This is a genomic window from Asticcacaulis benevestitus DSM 16100 = ATCC BAA-896, assembly GCF_000376105.1.
Classification (GTDB): Bacteria; Pseudomonadota; Alphaproteobacteria; order Caulobacterales; family Caulobacteraceae; genus Asticcacaulis; species Asticcacaulis benevestitus.
Genome location: NZ_AQWM01000032.1, coordinates 1 through 18,552 on the forward strand (window position 1 = coordinate 1; position 18,552 = coordinate 18,552).

An 18,552-nucleotide genomic window follows, 5' to 3' on the forward strand; every position below is an offset into this window, starting at 1 on the left:
CTACCTTCCCTTCTTGTCCATGCCGTTTACGCGACGTTGGCGGACTTCAGAAGCCTTTTTGACCGCTCACAATGCAGGCTTTGACCGGCCTTTCTGTGAAAAAATCTCTAAGACGTTGTCTCTAATCCCTTGGTTNAGGATCGACAGGTCCACCCCCCGAAAAAGGAGTGGCCGGACTACCTTCACGGTACATTTTGTGCTACGGTGGAGTTACCGCGTAACACATGGAGGTATGTATGGGTGAAGCCACGTTCACTTTCCGGGTTGAAGACAATTTGAAATCCGCGTTTAGCGAAGCCGCAAAGGCACATGATCAAACAGGTGCGCAATTGTTGCGTAGCTTTATGAGGGACTATGTGAGACGCCAACAAGACGAAGCTGAATATGACGCATGGTTTCGGCTGCAAGTGCAAGTTGGTCTTGATTCTGCTAATGCAGGGAACCTCATTCCCTCTGAAGACGTTGAGGCGGAATTTGCCGCCAGGCGAGCTGAAACACGCCGTAAGCTGGGTCGGACCGCTTCGTGAAAACTGCATGGACGCTTGAAGCTCGAATTGATCGCAGCGAAATCTACACCCGTATCGAGGATGACGACCCGGTTGCTGCCTTGAATATGGACGAACTGTTTGAGAAGCGCGCCGCCGACCTTATAAAGCATTCCATGCTGGGGCGGGCAGGGCGTGTTTCAGGCACCAGAGAGCTGGTGGTTCACCCAAATTATATCCTGATCTACGACATAGCTGGTGACACAATCCGAATTCTGCGTGTCTTACATGCGGCGCAACACTGGCCATCGAAAAAGCACTGAAGTTCGGCAATTCGCCATGCGGGAGAGCTCGCTAAAACGCTCGCCCTTCGGAGTAGTCCTGGAAATATGATTTCGCTCTCGTAACAGTAAACGCTTCCGCTCTCGGGCAGCGAGCCCGGCGAAAATAAGAATGACCGCAAAGGGCGCTAGACGGAATAAATCGCACCACTGGCGACGCAATAATGTTTGCGTCAAGAGTTGCACCCTCAAAGACACGTATGGGCGCGAAGACGCGACACACGCTAGAACCGCTTCATCAATATTGGTGAAGCCCAGTTTCTCCATCCTGTCACTCTTGCCACTCGCATAACGTCGTGATTTATTGTCCCACTTCGGGGGTTTCTTATGCGCATCGTTTATGGACTTCTAGCGGCCTTAGCTGTCATGGTGGCGGGATTCTGGCCAAGCTTCTTTTCAAACCCAGCGCAGAATGATGCGCTACACACCATTCACGGCGTATTGGCAAGTGGCTGGATGCTGATCCTGATCGTGCAGGCCTTTCTAATGGCGCGCGGGCAAGTTACACTCCACCATTTGATCGGTCGTGCCTCAATGGCATGGGCAGTCGCGCTGTTCATCACCGCCGTTATGATCATGCAATTCGGCGTCGCGGCGACCGGTGAACGCAGCCTACCATTGCCGTGGCGACCGATACTGACTTGGATCGACATCCCATCGCTTTTAATGTTTGCCGGTTTTTATATCGCCGCTATCGTCTGCGCCTTTCAGAGGCGTAGCGAGTTGCACTATCGTTTCATGCTGTGCACGGTGATCGTCATTTTCAGCCCGGCTCTAGGACGGCTCTTGGCACCGGCGTTCCATGGGCTGATCCCCGCCTTACATCCGACATTCTGGACTATCGAAGCCGTGTGTGTGGCGCTAATCGTCTATGACTATTTAGCCTATAAACGCACTTGGCCGCCGTACTGGATCGCACTGGTGGGGCAAGTCCTGATCCAATGGACGATGTTTTCGGCACCTAAAATACCCGCCTTCATGAACATTATGCGGTCTATGGGTTTACCATCCCAGTAGTGAGGACCGAATTCCGCTTCTGGGCTTTTGGTTCCCCCATCAAATGGCCGCTATGGGCGCACAGGCGAGCTCAAGGATTACATAGCCCGCGCGGCGTCCACCTATGGTCCAAAGTGGTTGGTGGTTTTGTTGCGTCATGCAGTATGAGCGCAAATCCACGCCTCGTTTCATGACCCGTGGCCATAAGGAACATCGGTGGTCCTTGACGAATAATAAGGCTGGTACCGGCCCCCTTAGCCGTTTGCACCCCGTCGGGAGTTTCAAGGCACGTGTCGCCTGATACGGCATAAAAGGCTTCGGGCCCCGAGTGTACATGAAGCGGCGCCGTCATGCCTGGAGAAAAGGTTGATTGAAGAATTTCAGCATGGAAGTCACCGTCTCGGCTCTCCAGGGGCAGTGGACCGACCTCGGCCGTATCGCTCCCTACCGGTGTCTTGGGGCCGACAGAGAACACCCAGTACTTGCCGAACGCTTTCGCAACAAAGCTTTCTGCAGAGCCATTCGCGTTTGCCTCGGCCTCAGAGTGGAATTCGTTGATATGCCAGTAAAGATCGCCCGATCGTAGACGTCCCAAATTTATATGTCCCACAAGGCATGCTGGCCTGGGCTGGTCTGCCTTGGTCGCCACATCGCATGGGCGGGAGGTAGCTTGCGCGAAAGCGCGTCCGCAAGTGAGCAAGTACCCAATAAGTAACAAGAACAGTCTCATGGTCGGCCTCGCAGTGATTCATGGATAGCACATTTGGCTTTCGGCTCCGAGCCTAGTCGAGGAAAGGGCGCTGATCCAGCACCCATACCTATTGATATCACCCCAGGCGTCGAGATCAGCTAAAGCTTGAGCGCCAGGTCATACACCTGTCTGCAGGCCAAGGCATCGCCCGCTTTGGTCTACCGTTCATTGTCTTATGTCCGGCTTCTGGATTCCGTGATGCTCTCCCATTGTCTCCTTCGATGGCGCTGAGACGAAGACGCGGCACGGCCTAAGCTGAAGTCATAATTAGGTGATAGCTTTTTCGCGTGGTTTCGTTCTTACGGCTGAAGTGGCGACCATGGTAGAAATCGTCGCTAATGCATTCCGCTGGCGTAGGTCAGTACGAAACTGAAGATATCGGCATTGACTGCGTTTGCGGCGGCCGCGCTGGCGGCATGATGGCCGGACGTGTAGTCGACGCGCAGAATGACCGGCTTGCCCGACGCGGTCGCCGACTGCATGCGCGCCGCCATCTTACCAATCACCCACGGTTCAACGCGCGGGTCGTTGGCATTGGTGATGAAGAGGCAGGCCGGGTATTTTATGCCATCCTTGACGTGATGATAGGCATCCATTTCCAGCAGCGCTTTGAATTCTTCAGGCTTTTTAACCGTACCGAATTCTTCGTCATTGCCGGGGCCATTGGCTGTGATCTCAAACCGCAAGGCGTTGAAAAGACCGACATCACCGATGGCGGCGCTGAACAGGTCCGGTCGCTCGGTGATAGCCCGACCGACCATGACGCCGCCAGCCGAGGTGCCCATCAAGGCAAGGCGGCCATGACCGCTCCATTTGTCGCGTACTAATCCTTCGGCAACGTCTATGGCGTCACGCCAGGTATTCGGCTTGGTCGCCTTCATGCCGGCCTTGTGCCAGGCCTCGCCCTTTTCGCCGCCGCCTCGCACGTGGGCATACACATAGACGCCGCCAAGGTCGAGGAAAGCTAGCAGCCGTCCTTGGAAACCGGGATCGACAATCGAGCCATAAGCGCCGTAGGCGTAGATCAGAGCCGGCGCCATACCGTCGCGCTTTAGGTCCTTACGACGCATGATCTCGACAGGAATCATTGTGCCATCGCGCGTAGGCATGTCCAGCCGGGTCGTCTCGAACAGGTCAACGTCGTAAGGCAGCTTGGGCGCCAGCGGCACTTCAGTGACAGTCTTGCCGTCATAATGGAACTGACGCGATGGCCAGGTCAGGCTGTCCATGGCGAACCAGACGCCGTCCTCGGTCGGGTTGCCGAGCAGTCCCCACACTGCGCCTTCGGCCGGCAGGGTGATATTTTCGACCTGGCCTGATGCAAAGCTGTATTTCTTGAGGCCACCCAAGGGGCCGCGCAGTTCGTGGAAATAGAGACCATCCTTAGCCACCGTCATCATATTGGTGACATAGACCGTTTCCGGCACCACGACGGTGCGCGATTTCGGATCTGATGCCGGCACTCGGATGACCTCGCCATTGCTGGCGGCCCCGACGGCGAGGGCGTAGATATAGCCGTCCACCATCGTCACTTCCTGGACTATATCCTCAGTCACGAAGACGGGTTGCCATGGCGTCTGAGCGGCCTTCACGTCGGCGGCCTTTGCGGTGTAAATCAGGTACGGCAGGGCGCCGTTGACGATGTGCAGGCCCAGTACGTGGTCCGATCCGCGATACCACCGGACCTGCGGTTGGTCGTCTGGCAGGTTAGCGGCGCCAGGGCCTTCCTTGTTGCCGAAGATCATCTCATCCGTCTTGGGATCGCTGCCGATGACGTGCTTCCAAGCCGTGCCGCCGGAATTGTAATCCGCCGCCCCAAAGATCGCGTCGGCACGCAGGCGGTAATAGGTAAAGGCAGACGAATCTGGCAACCAGCCGCCTAGCCTTGAGCTGATTGGCGTGACCAGTATGTCCTTGCCGGTGGCGATCTCGCGTACAAAGGCCTGCGCCACCTCATTGCCGCCCTGATCAAGGCCATAGGCCAGCCACTTCCCGTCGGGTGAGACTTCGGACCAGCCTAGATTGGCCGTCTGGCCGTTCTTTGTGTACTGGGTCGGGTCGATCAGCAGGCGCCGTGCTCCGGTCTGGCGGTCCTGGGTGAACACCTTGTACGTTGCATCGCCCGGTGAGCGCACGATGACAACCAGAAAATCCGGCAGGACCTGTGCGAGGAAAGCGTCGGTCGTGGCTTGGGAGTACTTGGCGATGGTTTTGGTAATGGCGCGATGGTTGGGCAGGCCGTCCAGCACATGACGGGCATAGTCGGCCTGGCCTTTCAGCCATTTCGTCCATTCCGGCGTATCCCGCGTCTCCATCCAGCGATAGCGGTCGACGACCTGCTGGCCGTAGTAAAAGTCGCTGACCGGGGCTGTGCGGGCGACGGGAGGCTTTTTTGTGCGCGTTTTAGCCAAAGCAGGACTGGTGGTCAGGGCCAGGGCGGAAACGAGAAAACTGCGGCGGTTGGTCATGAGATCCCCCAGATGTGCATTGCACGCAGGTTAGCTGTTCGTTGTGGAAGGTCAATTACTGTAACGTCGTTATTTTGGGGTCGTTTTAGTCAACTGTGAATCAGAAATTCTTCACGCGTGTGAGACGATAATAGTCCGCTTAGCTGCGCGATCTATCTCTGTGCCGCGGGCGTCCCTTGTGGCCGCGAAGGGTGATTTGGTCATCCCTCTGATGACATATCGGCCTTAGTCTCCATTGACTTCGGTGACTTCCCAGAAATCAGGTCGACGAAGGCACGCAAAGGCGCAGGCATCAGGCGATTGGAAAAATAAAGCCAAGGGCCCTCGAACCTCGGCCACCAATCGGAGAGCACAGGCTCCAAGACCCCGGCGCGAATATAGGGATCGAGCCAGTTTTCAAACGTCATGATGACGCCGTGGCCCTTGATCGCCAGATCTATCGCCGCGGGCGCCGCATCGACACCAATAATCAAGCGCGCCTTTGGATCGATGACCACGGCTTCATCTCCGCGTTCGAACTCCCATGGAATCAGCGTGCCGCTGGAAAAACGCAACCGGATGGAGGGATGGTTCAAGAGGTCGCGTGGGTGACTTGGGCAACCATGTGCCTTGAGGTAGCTTGGTGACGCCGCCGTAGCCGTGCCCTGGGTGCGCGGACCGATCGGCACGGCAATCATGTCCTGAGCCAGATGCTCGCCGTAACGAATGCCGGCGTCACAACCTGCGGCAACGATATCGACCAGCCGATCGTCAACGATGATTTCCACCCGCACCTCTGGATAGGTCTGCAGAAAGCGGTCGAGCAGCGGCGGCAGAATATCCGTCATGACAGCGCCTGTGACATTCAAGCGCAAGAGGCCGCGAACAGCATACTGCGAGCTGGCGGCATCCTGAAGGGCGGCGCGCGCTTCGGCCAGCAACGGCGCTATGCGCAGCGCCAGGGCGCGTCCGGCCTCGGTCGGCACGACGCTGCGCGTCGTCCTGACAAGCAAGGGCGTGCCAAGGTGTCGCTCAATTTGTAAAATCTTTTCGCTGACGCTGGAGGGCGACAGGTTCAACCGCTTGGCGGCCGCTCGGAAGCCGCCGGTTTCAAAAACCATTAAAAATATGGACAGGTCATCCAGAGCCGGACGGTCATCATTGTTTGCCATGGCGATCAGTATATGCGGAATTGCAAGGATTATCAAACAGAGTGTGCGCGGTTAAAAGGAGCGGGTAAATTATTTTAAAGGAGCACGACATGACCAGACAGACCGTTTTGATCACGGGGGCCAACAAGAGCATAGGTTTTGAAACCGCACGGCAATTGGGTGTGCTTGGCTACCGCATTTGGTTGGGGAGCCGCGATGTTGGTCGCGGCCAGGCCGCTACCGACCAGCTTCGGGCAGAAGGACACGATGTTCGACATATCGATATCGACGTCACCAACGACGCCAGTGTATCCGCAGCGTCGCAAAGGGTTGCGACGGAAGACGGTCAACTGGACATCCTCATCAATAATGCCGGTATCCCTGGCATGTCCGTCCCTCCCAGTCAGCAGCCCGTTGATAATGTCCGGGAGGTCTACGAGACCAATGTCTTTGGGCCGATCCGCGTGACCCGGGCCTTTTTGCCTTTGCTCAAGGCTGCGAATGGGGCAAAAATCATTATGGTATCGAGTGGCCTGGGCTCGCTCACCTGGCGGTCAGACCCCGGCAATATGCATCATGGCGTGAACTTTATGGGCTATAACAGCTCGAAGACGGCGCTAAACGCCGTGACGCTTGCATTCGCGCAGGAGTTGGCCCCAGACCGAATTGCTGTCAACGCCACTGACCCAGGCTACACGGCAACCGATTTCAACCATCATAGCGGCTATCGGACCGTCGAACAGGCTGCCGCCGGCATCGTCTGGCTCGCCGAACGCAACGATCCGGAACAAACGGGTGGCTACTTCTTCGAACAGGATCGCGTGCCCTGGTAGGGCATAGCGTGTACCGCAGGGACGAAGCCGATGCGTCCCTGCGGCCCCCTGACCGATCGCGAGCAAAAATGCGCGCAAATGAAACTATTTATTCGGTAAGCCGAGGTGTTTTCGAAACCGGTCTGTCTAGGTCCTTGAGGTCACAAAAGTGACACCTAACCGAGGGGCTAGATCATGCTGAATTCGAAGACACTGTACTCAACGACCAAGACGTCCATACTCGCGCTCATGCTCGGCGCGGCACTGGCTTCGTCGGCACTGGCGCAAGCTAAGCCAACCTACGCCTTCAAGATACCGTCCGAGAATACCGCCGACGCCTTGAACGCTTTTGCTGTCCAGGCCAAGGTCCACCTCCTGTTTCCCTACGATCAGGCAGCCAAAACATCGGCGCAAGCCGTCGAAGGCGTGTTCACACGCGAACAGGCCCTGGCCAAAATCCTTGAGGGTACGGGCCTGGAAATAGCCAGCCAAAGCGACGACACAATTTCTCTGCGGACGATCCAGGCCAGACCGGAAGCCAGCAGCGGTCCCGCGACAGAGGTCATCGTCACCGGCACCCACATTCGCGGCGGCAATCCGACCTCACCGGTCCATGTCATCGATCGCAAAGAGATCGACCGTTCCGGCTATGCCGACATCGGCGATGTCATACGCAGCCTGCCTGAAAACTTCTCGGGCGGGCAAAACCCCGGCGTCATGTTCGCCAACAGCGCCAATGGCGACAACACCAACCTGACGAATGCCTCCACCGTCAACCTGCGGGGCCTCGGTACAGATGCGACCTTGACCCTGCTCAATGGCCATCGCATGGCCTCTGATGGCTATTTTCAGGCGTCTGATATTTCAGGGGTGCCGCTGGCGGCTGTCCAGCGCATAGAGGTGGTGCCGGATGGCGCTTCCGCACTATACGGTTCAGATGCCGTGGCCGGTGTCGCCAATCTTATTCTGCGCAAGAACTACACCGGCACGGACGTGTCCGGACGTTATGGCGCTGCGACCCAAGGAGGCGGCAGCCAGACCTCGGTCAGCCTCTTATCGGGGACCGCGTCCGACACCCACTATCTTATGATGAACCTGGAGCTTGAACGGCAAGACCCGGTGAAGGCGGGGCAGCGCGCGTTCACGGCGAACGCAGATCCCGGCACGACCTTGTTTCAATCTCAAGATCGGCGGTCTCTGTTCGTCGCTGGCGGCGTTACGGTGTCAGATCAGACCGATCTCAGTTTCGATGCCCTTGTCAGCGACCGCACCACCGAGGGCCAGTTTAACCTGGGCGCTGTCTATTTTACCCGCAACTATACACCCAACTATAACCTGTCGGTGGGCGTCACCACGCGACTACCAGGCGATTGGAAACTCCGTGTCACCGGCGTGGCCGCTGGAAGCCGTAACAGCCTTCTGACCGAAATGCCGGAGTACGACTACGCCGGCACCGCACACTACGCCAACAGCCTGTCCTATATCGAGGCCATCGCGGACGGCACCCTCATCCATCTGCCGACCGGTGATGTCAAATCAGCCGTTGGCGTGGGCTATCGCACAGAGACCTATCAAACCTGGGTGTTCGGTGACGATGACCTCTACAAAGGCGATCGTGGCGTCGGCTATGTGTTTGCCGAAGCCCTCGTGCCCCTGATCCTGGCCGACGTGGCGCGCACAGGCCTGGAAGCGCTGGAGCTGAGCGTTTCAGCGCGTTCAGAACAGTACAGCGACTTCGGCGGCACGACGAACCCGCGCCTCGGTATCAGGTACGTACCATTTTCCGATCTGACCGTGCGAGGCACTTGGGGGCAGTCTTTCAAGGCGCCATCTTTCGACAAGATGTATCAGCCGGCCTATGTCACCCTCTATCGAGCCTCGGTGCGCGGCTATGCCGGTGGCGGGACTGCGCTCTCCGTCGGCGGTGGCAATCTGGACCTGAAACCGGAGACCTCCACGTCGTGGACCTTAGGCGCGGATTACACCCCCGTCGGATTCCCGGGCTTACGCCTGTCGGCGACCTATTTCGACATCGATTATACCGACCGAGTGGTCAATCCGATCTCGTCGTTCGGCACCGCACTGAGCAACCCGATCTTCACACCGTTCATCGACTGGAGCCCCACAGCTGACGCCCAGGGCGCCCTGATCGACAGGGCCAGCGAGTTTAACAACTTCTCAGGCGCGCCCTACGATCCGTCGACCGTGGTAGCCATTCTGAAGAACTATTACACCAATGCGTCGGCCCAGACGGCGCGCGGCGTTGATCTCGCCTTCAGTCAGTCTTTTGTTGTGTCAGATGGCACTCTGAACCTCTACGCGAACGGGACATGGCTGCAATTGGATCAGCAAACCATCTCGACCGTGCCTGAGGTGCGGCTGTCAGGGACGATCTTCAACGCGCCGGATTTCAAAGCGCGCGCCGGGCTGAGCTATGTCCGTGCAGGGTTGTCGGCGTCCTCGACCGTCAACTACCTGTCAGCTGAGACCGACACAGGTGTTACGCCGAATGATGAGATTGGCTCATGGACAACAGTTGATGCCAATGTCGCTTACCGGTTTCAGGACGGCGTCGCCGCACTGAAGGGCACGCGGTTGTCTCTGAGCATTGCCAACCTGTTCGACCGAGATCCACCGCGCGCCAACAGCGCCGCGCTCGCCTATCCGGGCCTAGCCTTCGATAGCACCAACACCTCCGTCATGGGCCGTTTCATAAGCCTGACCCTCAGCCGGACTTGGTAAGGCCATGCCAAGGTTTAAACGCGGAGTCGGACTCTGTTTGTGTCTTGGCGCGCTGAGCGCGGGGCACGCAAGGGCACATATGTGCGATACGCTCCTGCCAGGAACGCCAGACGCGCAAAGTGCCGAAAGGCGGTCGATCGGGGCTAAGGATCTGATCGGATTGCGCGATATCGGTCCGGTTGGGGGCGGGGATCCGAGCATTCCGCTCCTAAGTATGTCGCCCGACAAACAACACGTGGCCTTTCAGATTCGGCGCGCGAACGTCGGCACCAACGACTATTGCCTCGGCATGGTCGTTGTCGATCTGGCTATGCCGGGATCCGCCCGCCTGATCGACAGGGGCGGGCAGTATATGAGGGCCACCTTCGATCAGTTTGGCTTGGCGCATGTCCCCACAGGGTTTGCAGCGATCATCACGCCTAAATGGTCGCCTGACGGCCAATGGGTTGCGTATCTCCGGCGCGACGGGGGCGTCACCCAGGTCTGGCGGGCGCTGGCCGAAGGGCGGGGAGGTGAGGCGGTCACCCAGGCGGCGACAGATGTCGAAGGCTTCGCTTGGACGGACGACGGCCAGTCGATTATCTTCTCGACGACGCCCGACGTGGACGTGCGCGAGGCGGCGATCGTCGAGGAAGGGAAGGGCGGCTTCCTCTTCGATGCCCGCTTCATGCCTGCGGAACGCTCCACACCGTTTCCGTCCGCGGCCGAGACCAGAACCTACCAGGTCGTGGACCTCGCGTCGGGCGCGATACGTCCAGCAAGGCCGGTTGAAATCACACGCGTGTCGCCTGTTGAGGTCTTGTCGGATGGCGAGGTGTCAAAGGCGCGGTCGCCTGATGGCGCCATCGCGACCCTTGCGCTTGCCGATGGGCGCTATGTGAATTCACCGACGGTGCTGTTCATCCAGCAGAAGGACGGCCTTGAGAAACGCTGCGCGTCCGAGGTCTGTAGCCGTCTGCAAACCATCTGGTGGTCGGCGGACGGTAGCAGTCTCTATTTTCTACGTCGTAGCGGGTGGGCGGCAGAAGCCCTGTCCCTTTATCAGTGGAAAGCGAAGGAAGCGCGACCGCAGCAGCTGATGACCACAACCGATGCGCTGGTCGGCTGCCAGCTCGCTACGGAAGCGCTGATCTGCGCTGCCGAGGCCGGGAAGCAGCCTAGGCGAGTCGTGTTGATCAGCCTAAAATCGGGCGAGATGACGACCGTCTTCGATCCCAATCCGGAGTTCGCTCACCTTCAATTGGGGAACGTAACGCGCATGCATTGGCGCAATCATCTGGGGATGGAGGTTTTTGGCGACCTGGTCTTGCCGCCAGATCATAAGCCCGGGGAACAGCATCCCCTCATAGTCGTCGGCTATGAATCGCGAGGCTTCCTGCGCGGAGGTACAGGCGATGAATACCCCATCCAGCTTTTTGCGGCGCGGGGCTTTGCCGTGCTGAGCTTTCAAAGGCCCCCGGATTACGGCGACATCTTCGGCAAGCCCACGTCGAGCGAGGCGTCTGAGCGTCTCGACCGGGTGGACTGGGCCGATCGTCGAAGCGTGTTGTCGGCGATGGAAAACGGGATTGACGCCGCTGTCGCCACGGGAGCTGTGGACCGGGATAAGATTGGCCTCACGGGTTTCAGTGATGGGGCGTCCAGCGCGCGCTTCGCCGTTATCAATGGGTCTATTGCCTATAAGGCCATAGCGCTCAGCCATTGTTGCGAAGACACCACCAGCCTCTCCCTGATGAACGAGCGGCTGCGTGGTCGGCGAAACAGCATGGGGTATCCTCGCCTGGCCGATAATCCCAAGCCGTTCTGGTCCGCCTATTCGGTGCGCCTGAATGCTGAGCGCTTCCGAGCGCCCATGCTTATCCAGCTGTCGGATGAGGAGTTTCGCTTTTCGCTGGAATCGATCACCGCTCTGCGCGACCTCAACAAACCTATTGAGATGTACGTCTTTCCGGACGAACGCCATGTCAAATGGCAGCCGGTCCACCGTCTCGCGGTGTACAACCGTAATCTCGACTGGTTCGATTTCTGGCTGAGGGGCCTTGAAGACGCCGACCCCACCAAAACAGAACAATATAGAAGATGGCATGCCTTAAGGGCCCAGCCATCCGCAACGATGGGCGCCCCTCTCTCCGGGTAGGTGCACCCTGCGTCCATCAGCGGTCCTGTCGGCGTAACTTGGCAGGACCGCATCCCCTTATTTTATGAACTATCATGCCACGCGTTTACCCACGCCTCAACTTCCAGAAGGGTGGCGAGCTGCAGATGCTGAGGCGGCACGAGCGGCGCCGTTGCCGTTAGACAACGCTCCAGCGCGCCCCTGTCAAGAAGGTTATGTGCCGCGAGCCGCCCCTCCAACAGGAGGCCCTTCACGGTCGAACGGTTGCGATCAATGACCTCGATGCAAAAGCTGTCCGGGCCGCCTTTGGTGGTCCGGTTCACGATCGATGGCGGCAAGAGGTTCGAGAACGCCCGCCGAACCGGCGCACGGTTCCGGCCTCCGGCACACCAGCGCCAGCTCGGCACCTGAAGGCAAAGCTCGACGAGCGGTTGCGACAAGAGGGGCGTCACTAACTCGGCGGCGTCGTATCGTGACAAGCCTTCCAGTGTGCCCTGGATGCGCACCAGCAGCATGACATGGACGGCTTTGCCGATGGGGACGCCGTGGGGTGGTTCAAGCCAGGCATGGCGCGACGCTGTCCGAGGCACGACGTCCGGATGCAGGAAGCCGGGATGGCCCCGCCAAGTGTAGGTAGCCCCACCAGACAAGGCACGTTTGACGGCCATAGCGCCGACATCCCACGCGCTGCTCTCGGTTAGTCGGCAGATGTCGTAGAGGGTTTGCCACGTGCCTCTCGAAAGGCCCTCCGCTTGCACGCGGTCGATCAAGGCGGACGCGGACTGCATGGAGCAAAAGACATTGTCCCCGCCGCGACCGCTGAAATAGGCGTCGAAAGGGTAGGTCTTCATGACATTTGCCCTCGCCACATCAACGCTTTGCACCATGAAATTGCCCATCGGACGCGGAAGGTGCTTGGAGACAGAACGGCGAAGATCGACATCATTCCCATCGTGAATATGCTCGAAGAGCCGTAAGGAAAACGCGTCCGTCACTTGGCGTGCATAGCGGCGTTCGTCCCCCTCCGGCTCATCGGTCGCCAGCGTTAGCGTGGCCATGGAGGAAGGCGTGCCCGCCAGGGACGCGGCGATAATCGATGAATCGAGTCCGCCCGACAGGCCCGTTAAAGGATGGCGAAAGCACGATGCTAAGGCGTTGGTGCAGCGTCGGACAGTGTCGCCAATGCGCGCTGACAGAGCTTCATCAGTGAGATCCACAGTCGGGGCAACGTGGTCCCACGGCGACCAGCAAGCGTCGTCGTGTCGCTGGCCCGATCGGAATCTCAGGCGCGCCCCCGGCAACAGCTCCTTCACACCTTTCAAGGCCGTGTGCGACGTACGCAGGCCCCCATCGAACAGGTGTTGCGGTAGGTACGACCATTCGATGTTTGATTTTAGCAAACCCGCATGTCGCAGGGTTTCCATGTCGGACGAGAACAGCGACGCGTCGAAATAGCTTGCTTCATATGCCGGAAAGCCGCCAGATGGATCGCGCAGCGCTATGGCGTCACCGTTACGTCCACACATGAAGGCTACATAGGTCCCCCAAAAGTCGCGAAGGAGATGCGCGCCTTCAGTGGCGATAATCCCGTCGATGTGCGCGTCGTTGAAGGCCTGTACGCGATCATAGCCGAGTGTCTTAGAGAACAAACGCCCTAAGACACAACCGTGTGGACCCAAAGGGAGTATGGCGTCAGCCTGGTTGGCGAAAACGGTCAGCTGCGTATTGCCGTAAACGCGGATGAGATCGCCCTTATGGGCAATCCGCTGCGCCAGGTCATGAACCAGATCGGACCGGTTTGACATAAGGGCTAAAAACCGCGCCGCCATCACACCACCACCAAAGGGGTGAATTCGAGGACCTTATCGAAGGGGTCGTTCAAGACCTGGTCGCCATATTGAACCCACGCATGGGCTTCGAAAGGGCGATCTTTAATACCGATGATCAGATCTGCACTTATGCCGCGCCCATAGAGATAGTTGATCATGGCGATCGAGCGTCGCAGGCAGGTTTGACTAGAGGATATCAGGAGGGACGCTGCCGAGAAGGCGCCAACGGTACGCGCGATTTCGATTGGTAAGTTGGAGGCGACAGGAAGGACGTTGTCATGTTTGCGTGCCGCAAGCCGCCCGAAAATCCGCCATACGGGCTGCGTAGCGAGATGGAAGGTCGTCTGGGTGTGGTAATAAAGGGCCAGACCGAGGGGCCAAAGTGAGACGGACGACACGGTGGTGTCTAGGAGGCTACGCGCAGGCACTCTGGCTCTGATCTGTGTTGGTGGAGAAACACACGATGGGTCCGCCACGAGAATGCCAAGGTCGCTAATGTGGCGAAGACGCGTTAGATCGGCAGGCGTGAGCCTCAGCCCCCTAGTGTAACGTTGAAATGCCACTTCGTCCTCATCTACGAGTTGGAAGTAGGCATCACGCCGAAGATCGAGCCAGGTCGTCCTTGTGCCGGCGATGCAGAAATACATGCCCTCATTCAAGCGATAGCCCATGGTTGCCCCTCGAATAGGAAGAAGGGGGCACGCCGAAGCGTGCACCCTGGACCAGGCTCAGTCGTTCGACAGCATCGGGTTGGGGCGAAATTCCGAGGTTTCGTCGGCCTTGTGGTACTGGCCGCCGCCCTTGGTTTGCTTGGTGAAGGCGCCGAGGTGCGTTGTGCCGGCCTTGCGGGCGGATGCGATCAAAGTTTTCATCGAAAGTCTCCTTGGGTTTGAGGTTGAAGCCGCGAAAATCCGCGGCATCCCCAAATTATCACCCAAGGCAGAATGTCCCCCATGCGTACTTTTTGGACATTCCGATTGTTCACAAAGGTATTTTTCCGGGATTTCCGGTCTATGATCGCGCGGATACGCACGGTGCGAACCGAGTATAGGATGATCTGGCGCAATCTACGGGGGGGTCTAAAGATGAGAGATCTCGGGGGATTGAGGGCGATAGGCGAGGGCAACCAATTGGCGGACCGATTGCCGTCGGCGCACATGATAAGCGGAGACGGCAGCGCGCAAATGCGTAACATCTCCGTCGCGCCAGGCATCGGTCAGGGCATTGAGCTCAGACTTAAGATCTGAAAACTGCTCACGCTCCTTCAGACGAATAGGCCTGAGTTGATCATTCAAGCGCAGAATTTCCCGTTGGCAAGTGGCGTTGGCACTCAAGTTCGCAACGGCGGTAAATAAGTGTTCGATGCCCGCGACGATATTTTCGGCGGGCTCGGGCAGGGCCGCGAACAGGGTAGCCGCCGACGAAGCAGACTCGATCTGGTCAAAAGCCAAATCAAGTGCGTGCTCATTCCAGACAAAAAGGTCGAAGAGAAACTGCTCAATGACGCGGGGCCGGTAGAAGCCATCATGGGGATGGGCTTCGAGCAGATCCTCGCCCACAAGCCGGTAAAGCGCGTTGCGGACCGGCGACTTGCTGACGCCAAAACGTTCGCAATAGGCCGCGATGTTGACGCGCGCACCGGGCAGGATGGCACCTGTGCAGACCTCGCCTTTGATCGCATTGTAAATCTGTTCGATAATCGAAGCCGTCGTCGCCATAGGTGTACCTGACTGTCATAGGTGTCGTCAGCGAACGCCAGGTGTCACGCTTAAGTCCGAGCGCGCGACCTTTTGGTCGAGACGGCAGGCTGGAAAATTTGGCAAAAATATACTCTTAGTTGTACGCCCGTGGTCGCTCGAAAGCAAGATGTGTGTCGCGTAAGACCGTCAGCGCGCGTAAAACGGTGTCTCAATTGGGGTGATTTATAATCTTGGCGATCTGCGGGACGAGCTCACGACGACGCTTGAAATAGGCCGTCGTCAAGTCGCGCAGGCTCGCAATATCTCTGTTGGCCCAGGCCGTCGCCATGGCCTCGTACTCCGAGCTACGGTCGGGGATAAAGGCGCCTTCATAAGGCCTGATGACATGGAGGTGCGCATTGATCAGACCGATGGTCTGACGCAGAAGCTCATTGCCGGATACATTGCATATGTCCTGGAAAAGCGCGTCCGTTTTTTCGGCAATCTCCCCGTCCGCCAGAGGGGGCGACGGCAAACCCGGCAAAGACGGCCCATCTCTGTTCATCATGGATCCTACCCCCGGTGCGAAGATGAATTCTAAGGGTTGGCAGTACGATGCCACTTTAACGCGCGCGGTTCAATCACGTTGAAGCGGTGGGCGGCGCTCCCGGCACCCCCGACCAGCGATTATACCGTTCGTGATCCCAGAAGTCCGAACATAGCGCCTTGCGGATCACGGGCGACCAGGGCCCACTGACCGCCTGGCACCTGCATGGGTGGCATCTGAACAGCTCCGCCCTTTTGGGTAAGGGCTTCCATCGCGACATCGATGTCGGGCACGTTGAAATAAAACAGCCAGACCGGCTGAGGAATCGGATTGTTCATCATGCCGCCGGTTTGGATGCCGTCCACCGTAAAGGTCTGGTAAGTGCCCGCGAGGCCCATGTCTATAGCCTCATTCTTTACCCAGCCGAAGCGCCCGGCGTAAAAGTCGAAGGCCTTTTCCCAATCGGTTGCGTGATATTCATTCCAGCCGCAATGGCCAAGAGCGCCAGACTTGAAGGCCGGGCTCTCGCCTTCGCCATTCGGACTCATAACATAAAGGGCGGCACCCTGCGGATCGGCGACCATGGCCATCCGTCCCACGCCGGCGTCGTCATTGGCCGGCCATAGCACCCGGCCACCGGCGGTCTCGAAAGCCGTGACCTCCGCATCGACGTCAGCTACATTGACATAGCCGAACCAGGCCGGGGTCATACTTGGATCCGGTAGCGTCATCATCCCGCCAATCCCTTCACCTGCCGCCATGATCCGTCGGTAATCCATGCCCGGCGTCTGGCTCGATGCGACGGTCCAGCCGATAACTTCACTATAGAAGGCTCTTGCCACGTCGATATCCGACGTGATGAGTTCGTACCAGATGAAATGGCTGCTCATGGCATCCTCCCAGTTTTCAATCACGCTATACTCAGTCAATCCTATGACCAAAAACGTCAGCAATGATGTGATGAGCGGCCGGTGCCTATGCAGATGGGACACACAACCCTGGCCGCATCAGGACTAAGGGGCCACGTCGCGGCCTCCCCAACCTACGGTACGCAGGCATGGGGCGGCGATATTATCAGGCGAGGCGCTTGTGCAGCCGTTATTGTGACGTTGCTTCTTACGGGGCGTTACGGTCGCGGTGGGCTAGTCTTTGGGGAGCCATCTGGCCTTTGGTCATAGCGGCCTTGGGCTAGCTCCGCTTGCGCCTACTAAGATGAAGACGAAAAAGGCCTGGTAATTGCGGGGGAGCCGATTTGACTTTTGGGGGAGCTTGTTCTATGTTTGTTCTTTTTCTGCAGAGTGTTGAAACGGTCAATTCGGGACGAGAGAACGAAAGTGTTGAAAACACGGTCAGTCAAGGTTTGGGCTCGCAATAGCCAGGGCATTCATGAGCTGAAAGATATGCAATGGAGGTTAATACCGGCGAGCTATGCCGCGGTGCCCGAGCTTTACGATGGGAACACCACGCACGCGCGTCTTGAAACTGTCCATGAGAAACCAGCATTCGCCGATTGCTGGCGACGAAAATGGCGATGTCTCTTTCCAATGACGAGCTTCAGCCAAACCGTCAAAGCAGGGACCAGTCCCTTCGGTGTCGGACGCCGCAGTGGAAAGGTTGCGATAAGCCGCTCTGACGGTCAACCCTTAGGCGTCGCGGGCATCTATAACGCCATCAAGACGTCGGACGGCACGATTTTGTCAGCTGCGATGCTAACGCGTCAGGCCGGGCCACAAATGGCTCAGTTCCACGACAGGGAACCTCTCATCATAGAGCCCGGCGACTTCATCGACTGGCTCGACGGATCGGACGCGCTGGATTTGCTGACGCCTTGGGCCGACGATGCCTTTATTTTCACGTCGGCTGCCTAAAACAGATCCGGCTGACTGGCTTTGACGGTGGGTTCCATCTTTTTCGCTTCGACCCTTTTATGGCGGGGTTCTGCCTGCGGCGGATCCCACTTCATCTCTGTCGATACAATCTGGAGAGACCCGTCGGGAAGCGGCTTTTGCATTGCCTTAGCCTCGGGCCAGGGAAGCGTCAGCCACTGTTCGACCTCTTCGGGTGTCCTCAAGATAACGGGCATGGCCTTGTCGTGAAATTGCTCGACTTCTCTATTGGCCTTGGTTGTCAGAAAACCGTAGAGGTCCGACGTGGTCTCGCCTTCCACGACCTTGCGCACGCCCGTCCAGTGCGGGGTCCAAAGGCCGGCAAAAAAGAACAGGGTGCGGCTTTCATCGAGTGCGAACCAAATGTTCTTGAACGTTTTTCCGACCTGGTCGGGCTCGCAGAAGGAGGTCGCAGGCACGACGCAGCGATTTTCGATGCCGAGCCAGGGTTGCCAATGCGGCAAGTGTGTCCGTCTTATATTGGTGGTGCCGCTGTCGTACCTCTTGTTGCCGGTGGCTTCCTCTGATGACGGCATACCCCAACGGGCCACGGCCAGTTCACGACCTTCCGGTGTGTTTCTGACGATGGGACCGAAGTCGTTGGCAAATGTGTCAGGATAGGCGCCGAGATTATCGGCATTGGGGGTTGTTCGCAGGAAGCGCGTGAAGTCGCGGATCGCGTCTTTGTTGCTGGTCATGGAGTAAAGGTTGCAGATTTGGACGTCCTCCCAGCTTGTCAGGCCAAAACGGTCGCTTGACACGATCGCTTG

At 58.1% G+C, this 18,552-nt stretch carries 16 protein-coding genes; 7 read left to right on the forward strand and 9 right to left on the reverse strand.

Translation table 11 applies throughout. From position 1 onward, the window contains the following. The first annotated feature begins 236 nt into the window (after positions 1–236). The 3 genes from B060_RS0119160 to B060_RS0119170 all read left to right on the forward strand — a co-directional run bounded on the left by B060_RS0119160 (position 237) and on the right by B060_RS0119170 (position 1,843). Positions 237–527, forward strand: a complete 291-nt coding sequence (locus tag B060_RS0119160) for a CopG family ribbon-helix-helix protein (RefSeq protein ID WP_018083425.1) — start codon at positions 237–239, stop codon at positions 525–527. Beyond that, on the forward strand, positions 524–808 hold the full coding sequence (locus B060_RS0119165; protein WP_018083426.1) for a type II toxin-antitoxin system RelE/ParE family toxin: 285 nt from the start codon (positions 524–526) through the stop codon (positions 806–808). Before B060_RS0119160 ends, B060_RS0119165 begins: the two co-directional genes overlap by 4 nt. A 345-nt stretch (positions 809–1,153) precedes the next feature. Next, positions 1,154–1,843, forward strand: a complete 690-nt coding sequence (locus B060_RS0119170) for a hypothetical protein (protein WP_018083427.1) — start codon at positions 1,154–1,156, stop codon at positions 1,841–1,843. Between the two features lie 1,065 nt (positions 1,844–2,908). On the opposite strand, the gene B060_RS0119180 is transcribed toward B060_RS0119170, so the two are convergent. Both B060_RS0119180 and B060_RS0119185 read right to left on the reverse strand, forming a co-directional pair. Further along, positions 2,909–5,041 carry a prolyl oligopeptidase family serine peptidase gene (locus B060_RS0119180; protein ID WP_018083429.1) on the reverse strand — a complete coding sequence of 711 codons (2,133 nt, stop codon included), beginning with the start codon at positions 5,039–5,041 and terminating at the stop codon, positions 2,909–2,911. A gap of 200 nt (positions 5,042–5,241) precedes the next feature. Further along, complete coding sequence (locus tag B060_RS0119185) at positions 5,242–6,192, reverse strand: LysR family transcriptional regulator (RefSeq protein WP_018083430.1); 951 nt, start codon at positions 6,190–6,192, stop codon at positions 5,242–5,244. 89 nt (positions 6,193–6,281) lie between these two features. On the opposite strand from B060_RS0119185, the gene B060_RS0119190 reads away from it, so the two are divergent. From B060_RS0119190 to B060_RS25255, 3 genes are all read left to right on the forward strand, one after another. Then, a complete protein-coding gene (locus B060_RS0119190) occupies positions 6,282–7,004 on the forward strand; it encodes an SDR family oxidoreductase (protein ID WP_018083431.1) in 723 nt (240 codons plus the stop codon). Positions 7,005–7,178: 174 nt separating this feature from the next. Further along, on the forward strand, positions 7,179–9,725 hold the full coding sequence (locus B060_RS0119195) for a TonB-dependent receptor (protein WP_018083432.1): 2,547 nt from the start codon (positions 7,179–7,181) through the stop codon (positions 9,723–9,725). A 79-nt stretch (positions 9,726–9,804) separates the two neighbouring features. Further along, entirely contained in the window at positions 9,805–11,862 is a 2,058-nt protein-coding gene (locus B060_RS25255) for an Atxe2 family lasso peptide isopeptidase (RefSeq protein WP_018083433.1), read from the forward strand. 62 nt (positions 11,863–11,924) lie between these two features. On the opposite strand, the gene B060_RS0119205 is transcribed toward B060_RS25255, so the two are convergent. The 6 genes from B060_RS0119205 to B060_RS0119230 all read right to left on the reverse strand — a co-directional run bounded on the left by B060_RS0119205 (position 11,925) and on the right by B060_RS0119230 (position 16,786). After that, complete coding sequence (locus tag B060_RS0119205; protein WP_018083434.1) at positions 11,925–13,670, reverse strand: asparagine synthase-related protein; 1,746 nt, start codon at positions 13,668–13,670, stop codon at positions 11,925–11,927. Continuing rightward, the gene (locus tag B060_RS0119210; protein ID WP_018083435.1) at positions 13,670–14,341 is read right to left on the reverse strand and encodes a lasso peptide biosynthesis B2 protein; all 672 of its coding nucleotides are present in this window, start codon (positions 14,339–14,341) and stop codon (positions 13,670–13,672) included. Before B060_RS0119210 ends, B060_RS0119205 begins: the two co-directional genes overlap by 1 nt. 57 nt (positions 14,342–14,398) lie before the next feature. Next, positions 14,399–14,542: a hypothetical protein gene (locus B060_RS27375; protein ID WP_018083436.1), complete on the reverse strand. Its 144-nt coding sequence runs from the start codon at positions 14,540–14,542 to the stop codon at positions 14,399–14,401. A gap of 207 nt (positions 14,543–14,749) precedes the next feature. Continuing rightward, positions 14,750–15,388 carry a GntR family transcriptional regulator gene (locus B060_RS0119220; RefSeq protein WP_018083437.1) on the reverse strand — a complete coding sequence of 213 codons (639 nt, stop codon included), beginning with the start codon at positions 15,386–15,388 and terminating at the stop codon, positions 14,750–14,752. Positions 15,389–15,578: 190 nt separating this feature from the next. Continuing rightward, positions 15,579–15,917: a hypothetical protein gene (locus B060_RS0119225; protein WP_023447401.1), complete on the reverse strand. Its 339-nt coding sequence runs from the start codon at positions 15,915–15,917 to the stop codon at positions 15,579–15,581. Between the two features lie 119 nt (positions 15,918–16,036). Next, positions 16,037–16,786: a VOC family protein gene (locus tag B060_RS0119230; RefSeq protein WP_018083439.1), complete on the reverse strand. Its 750-nt coding sequence runs from the start codon at positions 16,784–16,786 to the stop codon at positions 16,037–16,039. 444 nt (positions 16,787–17,230) lie between these two features. On the opposite strand from B060_RS0119230, the gene B060_RS26290 reads away from it, so the two are divergent. Further along, complete coding sequence (locus tag B060_RS26290) at positions 17,231–17,764, forward strand: SOS response-associated peptidase (RefSeq protein ID WP_157405676.1); 534 nt, start codon at positions 17,231–17,233, stop codon at positions 17,762–17,764. On the opposite strand, the gene B060_RS0119240 is transcribed toward B060_RS26290, so the two are convergent. Beyond that, entirely contained in the window at positions 17,761–18,543 is a 783-nt protein-coding gene (locus B060_RS0119240; RefSeq protein ID WP_330217087.1) for an SOS response-associated peptidase, read from the reverse strand. The genes B060_RS26290 and B060_RS0119240 overlap by 4 nt on opposite strands. Positions 18,544–18,552: the final 9 nt, after the last annotated feature.

Coding starts and splice junctions, on each gene's coding strand:
- B060_RS0119160 (WP_018083425.1), top strand. CDS start 237: ATGGGTGAAGCCACGTTCACTTTCCGGGTTGAAGACAATTTGAAATCC.
- B060_RS0119170 (WP_018083427.1), top strand. CDS start 1,154: ATGCGCATCGTTTATGGACTTCTAGCGGCCTTAGCTGTCATGGTGGCG.
- B060_RS0119180 (WP_018083429.1), bottom strand. CDS start 5,041: ATGACCAACCGCCGCAGTTTTCTCGTTTCCGCCCTGGCCCTGACCACC.
- B060_RS0119185 (WP_018083430.1), bottom strand. CDS start 6,192: ATGGCAAACAATGATGACCGTCCGGCTCTGGATGACCTGTCCATATTT.
- B060_RS0119190 (WP_018083431.1), top strand. CDS start 6,282: ATGACCAGACAGACCGTTTTGATCACGGGGGCCAACAAGAGCATAGGT.
- B060_RS0119195 (WP_018083432.1), top strand. CDS start 7,179: ATGCTGAATTCGAAGACACTGTACTCAACGACCAAGACGTCCATACTC.
- B060_RS25255 (WP_018083433.1), top strand. CDS start 9,805: ATGTGCGATACGCTCCTGCCAGGAACGCCAGACGCGCAAAGTGCCGAA.
- B060_RS0119205 (WP_018083434.1), bottom strand. CDS start 13,670: ATGGCGGCGCGGTTTTTAGCCCTTATGTCAAACCGGTCCGATCTGGTT.
- B060_RS0119210 (WP_018083435.1), bottom strand. CDS start 14,341: ATGGGCTATCGCTTGAATGAGGGCATGTATTTCTGCATCGCCGGCACA.
- B060_RS27375 (WP_018083436.1), bottom strand. CDS start 14,542: ATGAAAACTTTGATCGCATCCGCCCGCAAGGCCGGCACAACGCACCTC.
- B060_RS0119220 (WP_018083437.1), bottom strand. CDS start 15,388: ATGGCGACGACGGCTTCGATTATCGAACAGATTTACAATGCGATCAAA.
- B060_RS0119225 (WP_023447401.1), bottom strand. CDS start 15,917: ATGATGAACAGAGATGGGCCGTCTTTGCCGGGTTTGCCGTCGCCCCCT.
- B060_RS0119230 (WP_018083439.1), bottom strand. CDS start 16,786: ATGAGCAGCCATTTCATCTGGTACGAACTCATCACGTCGGATATCGAC.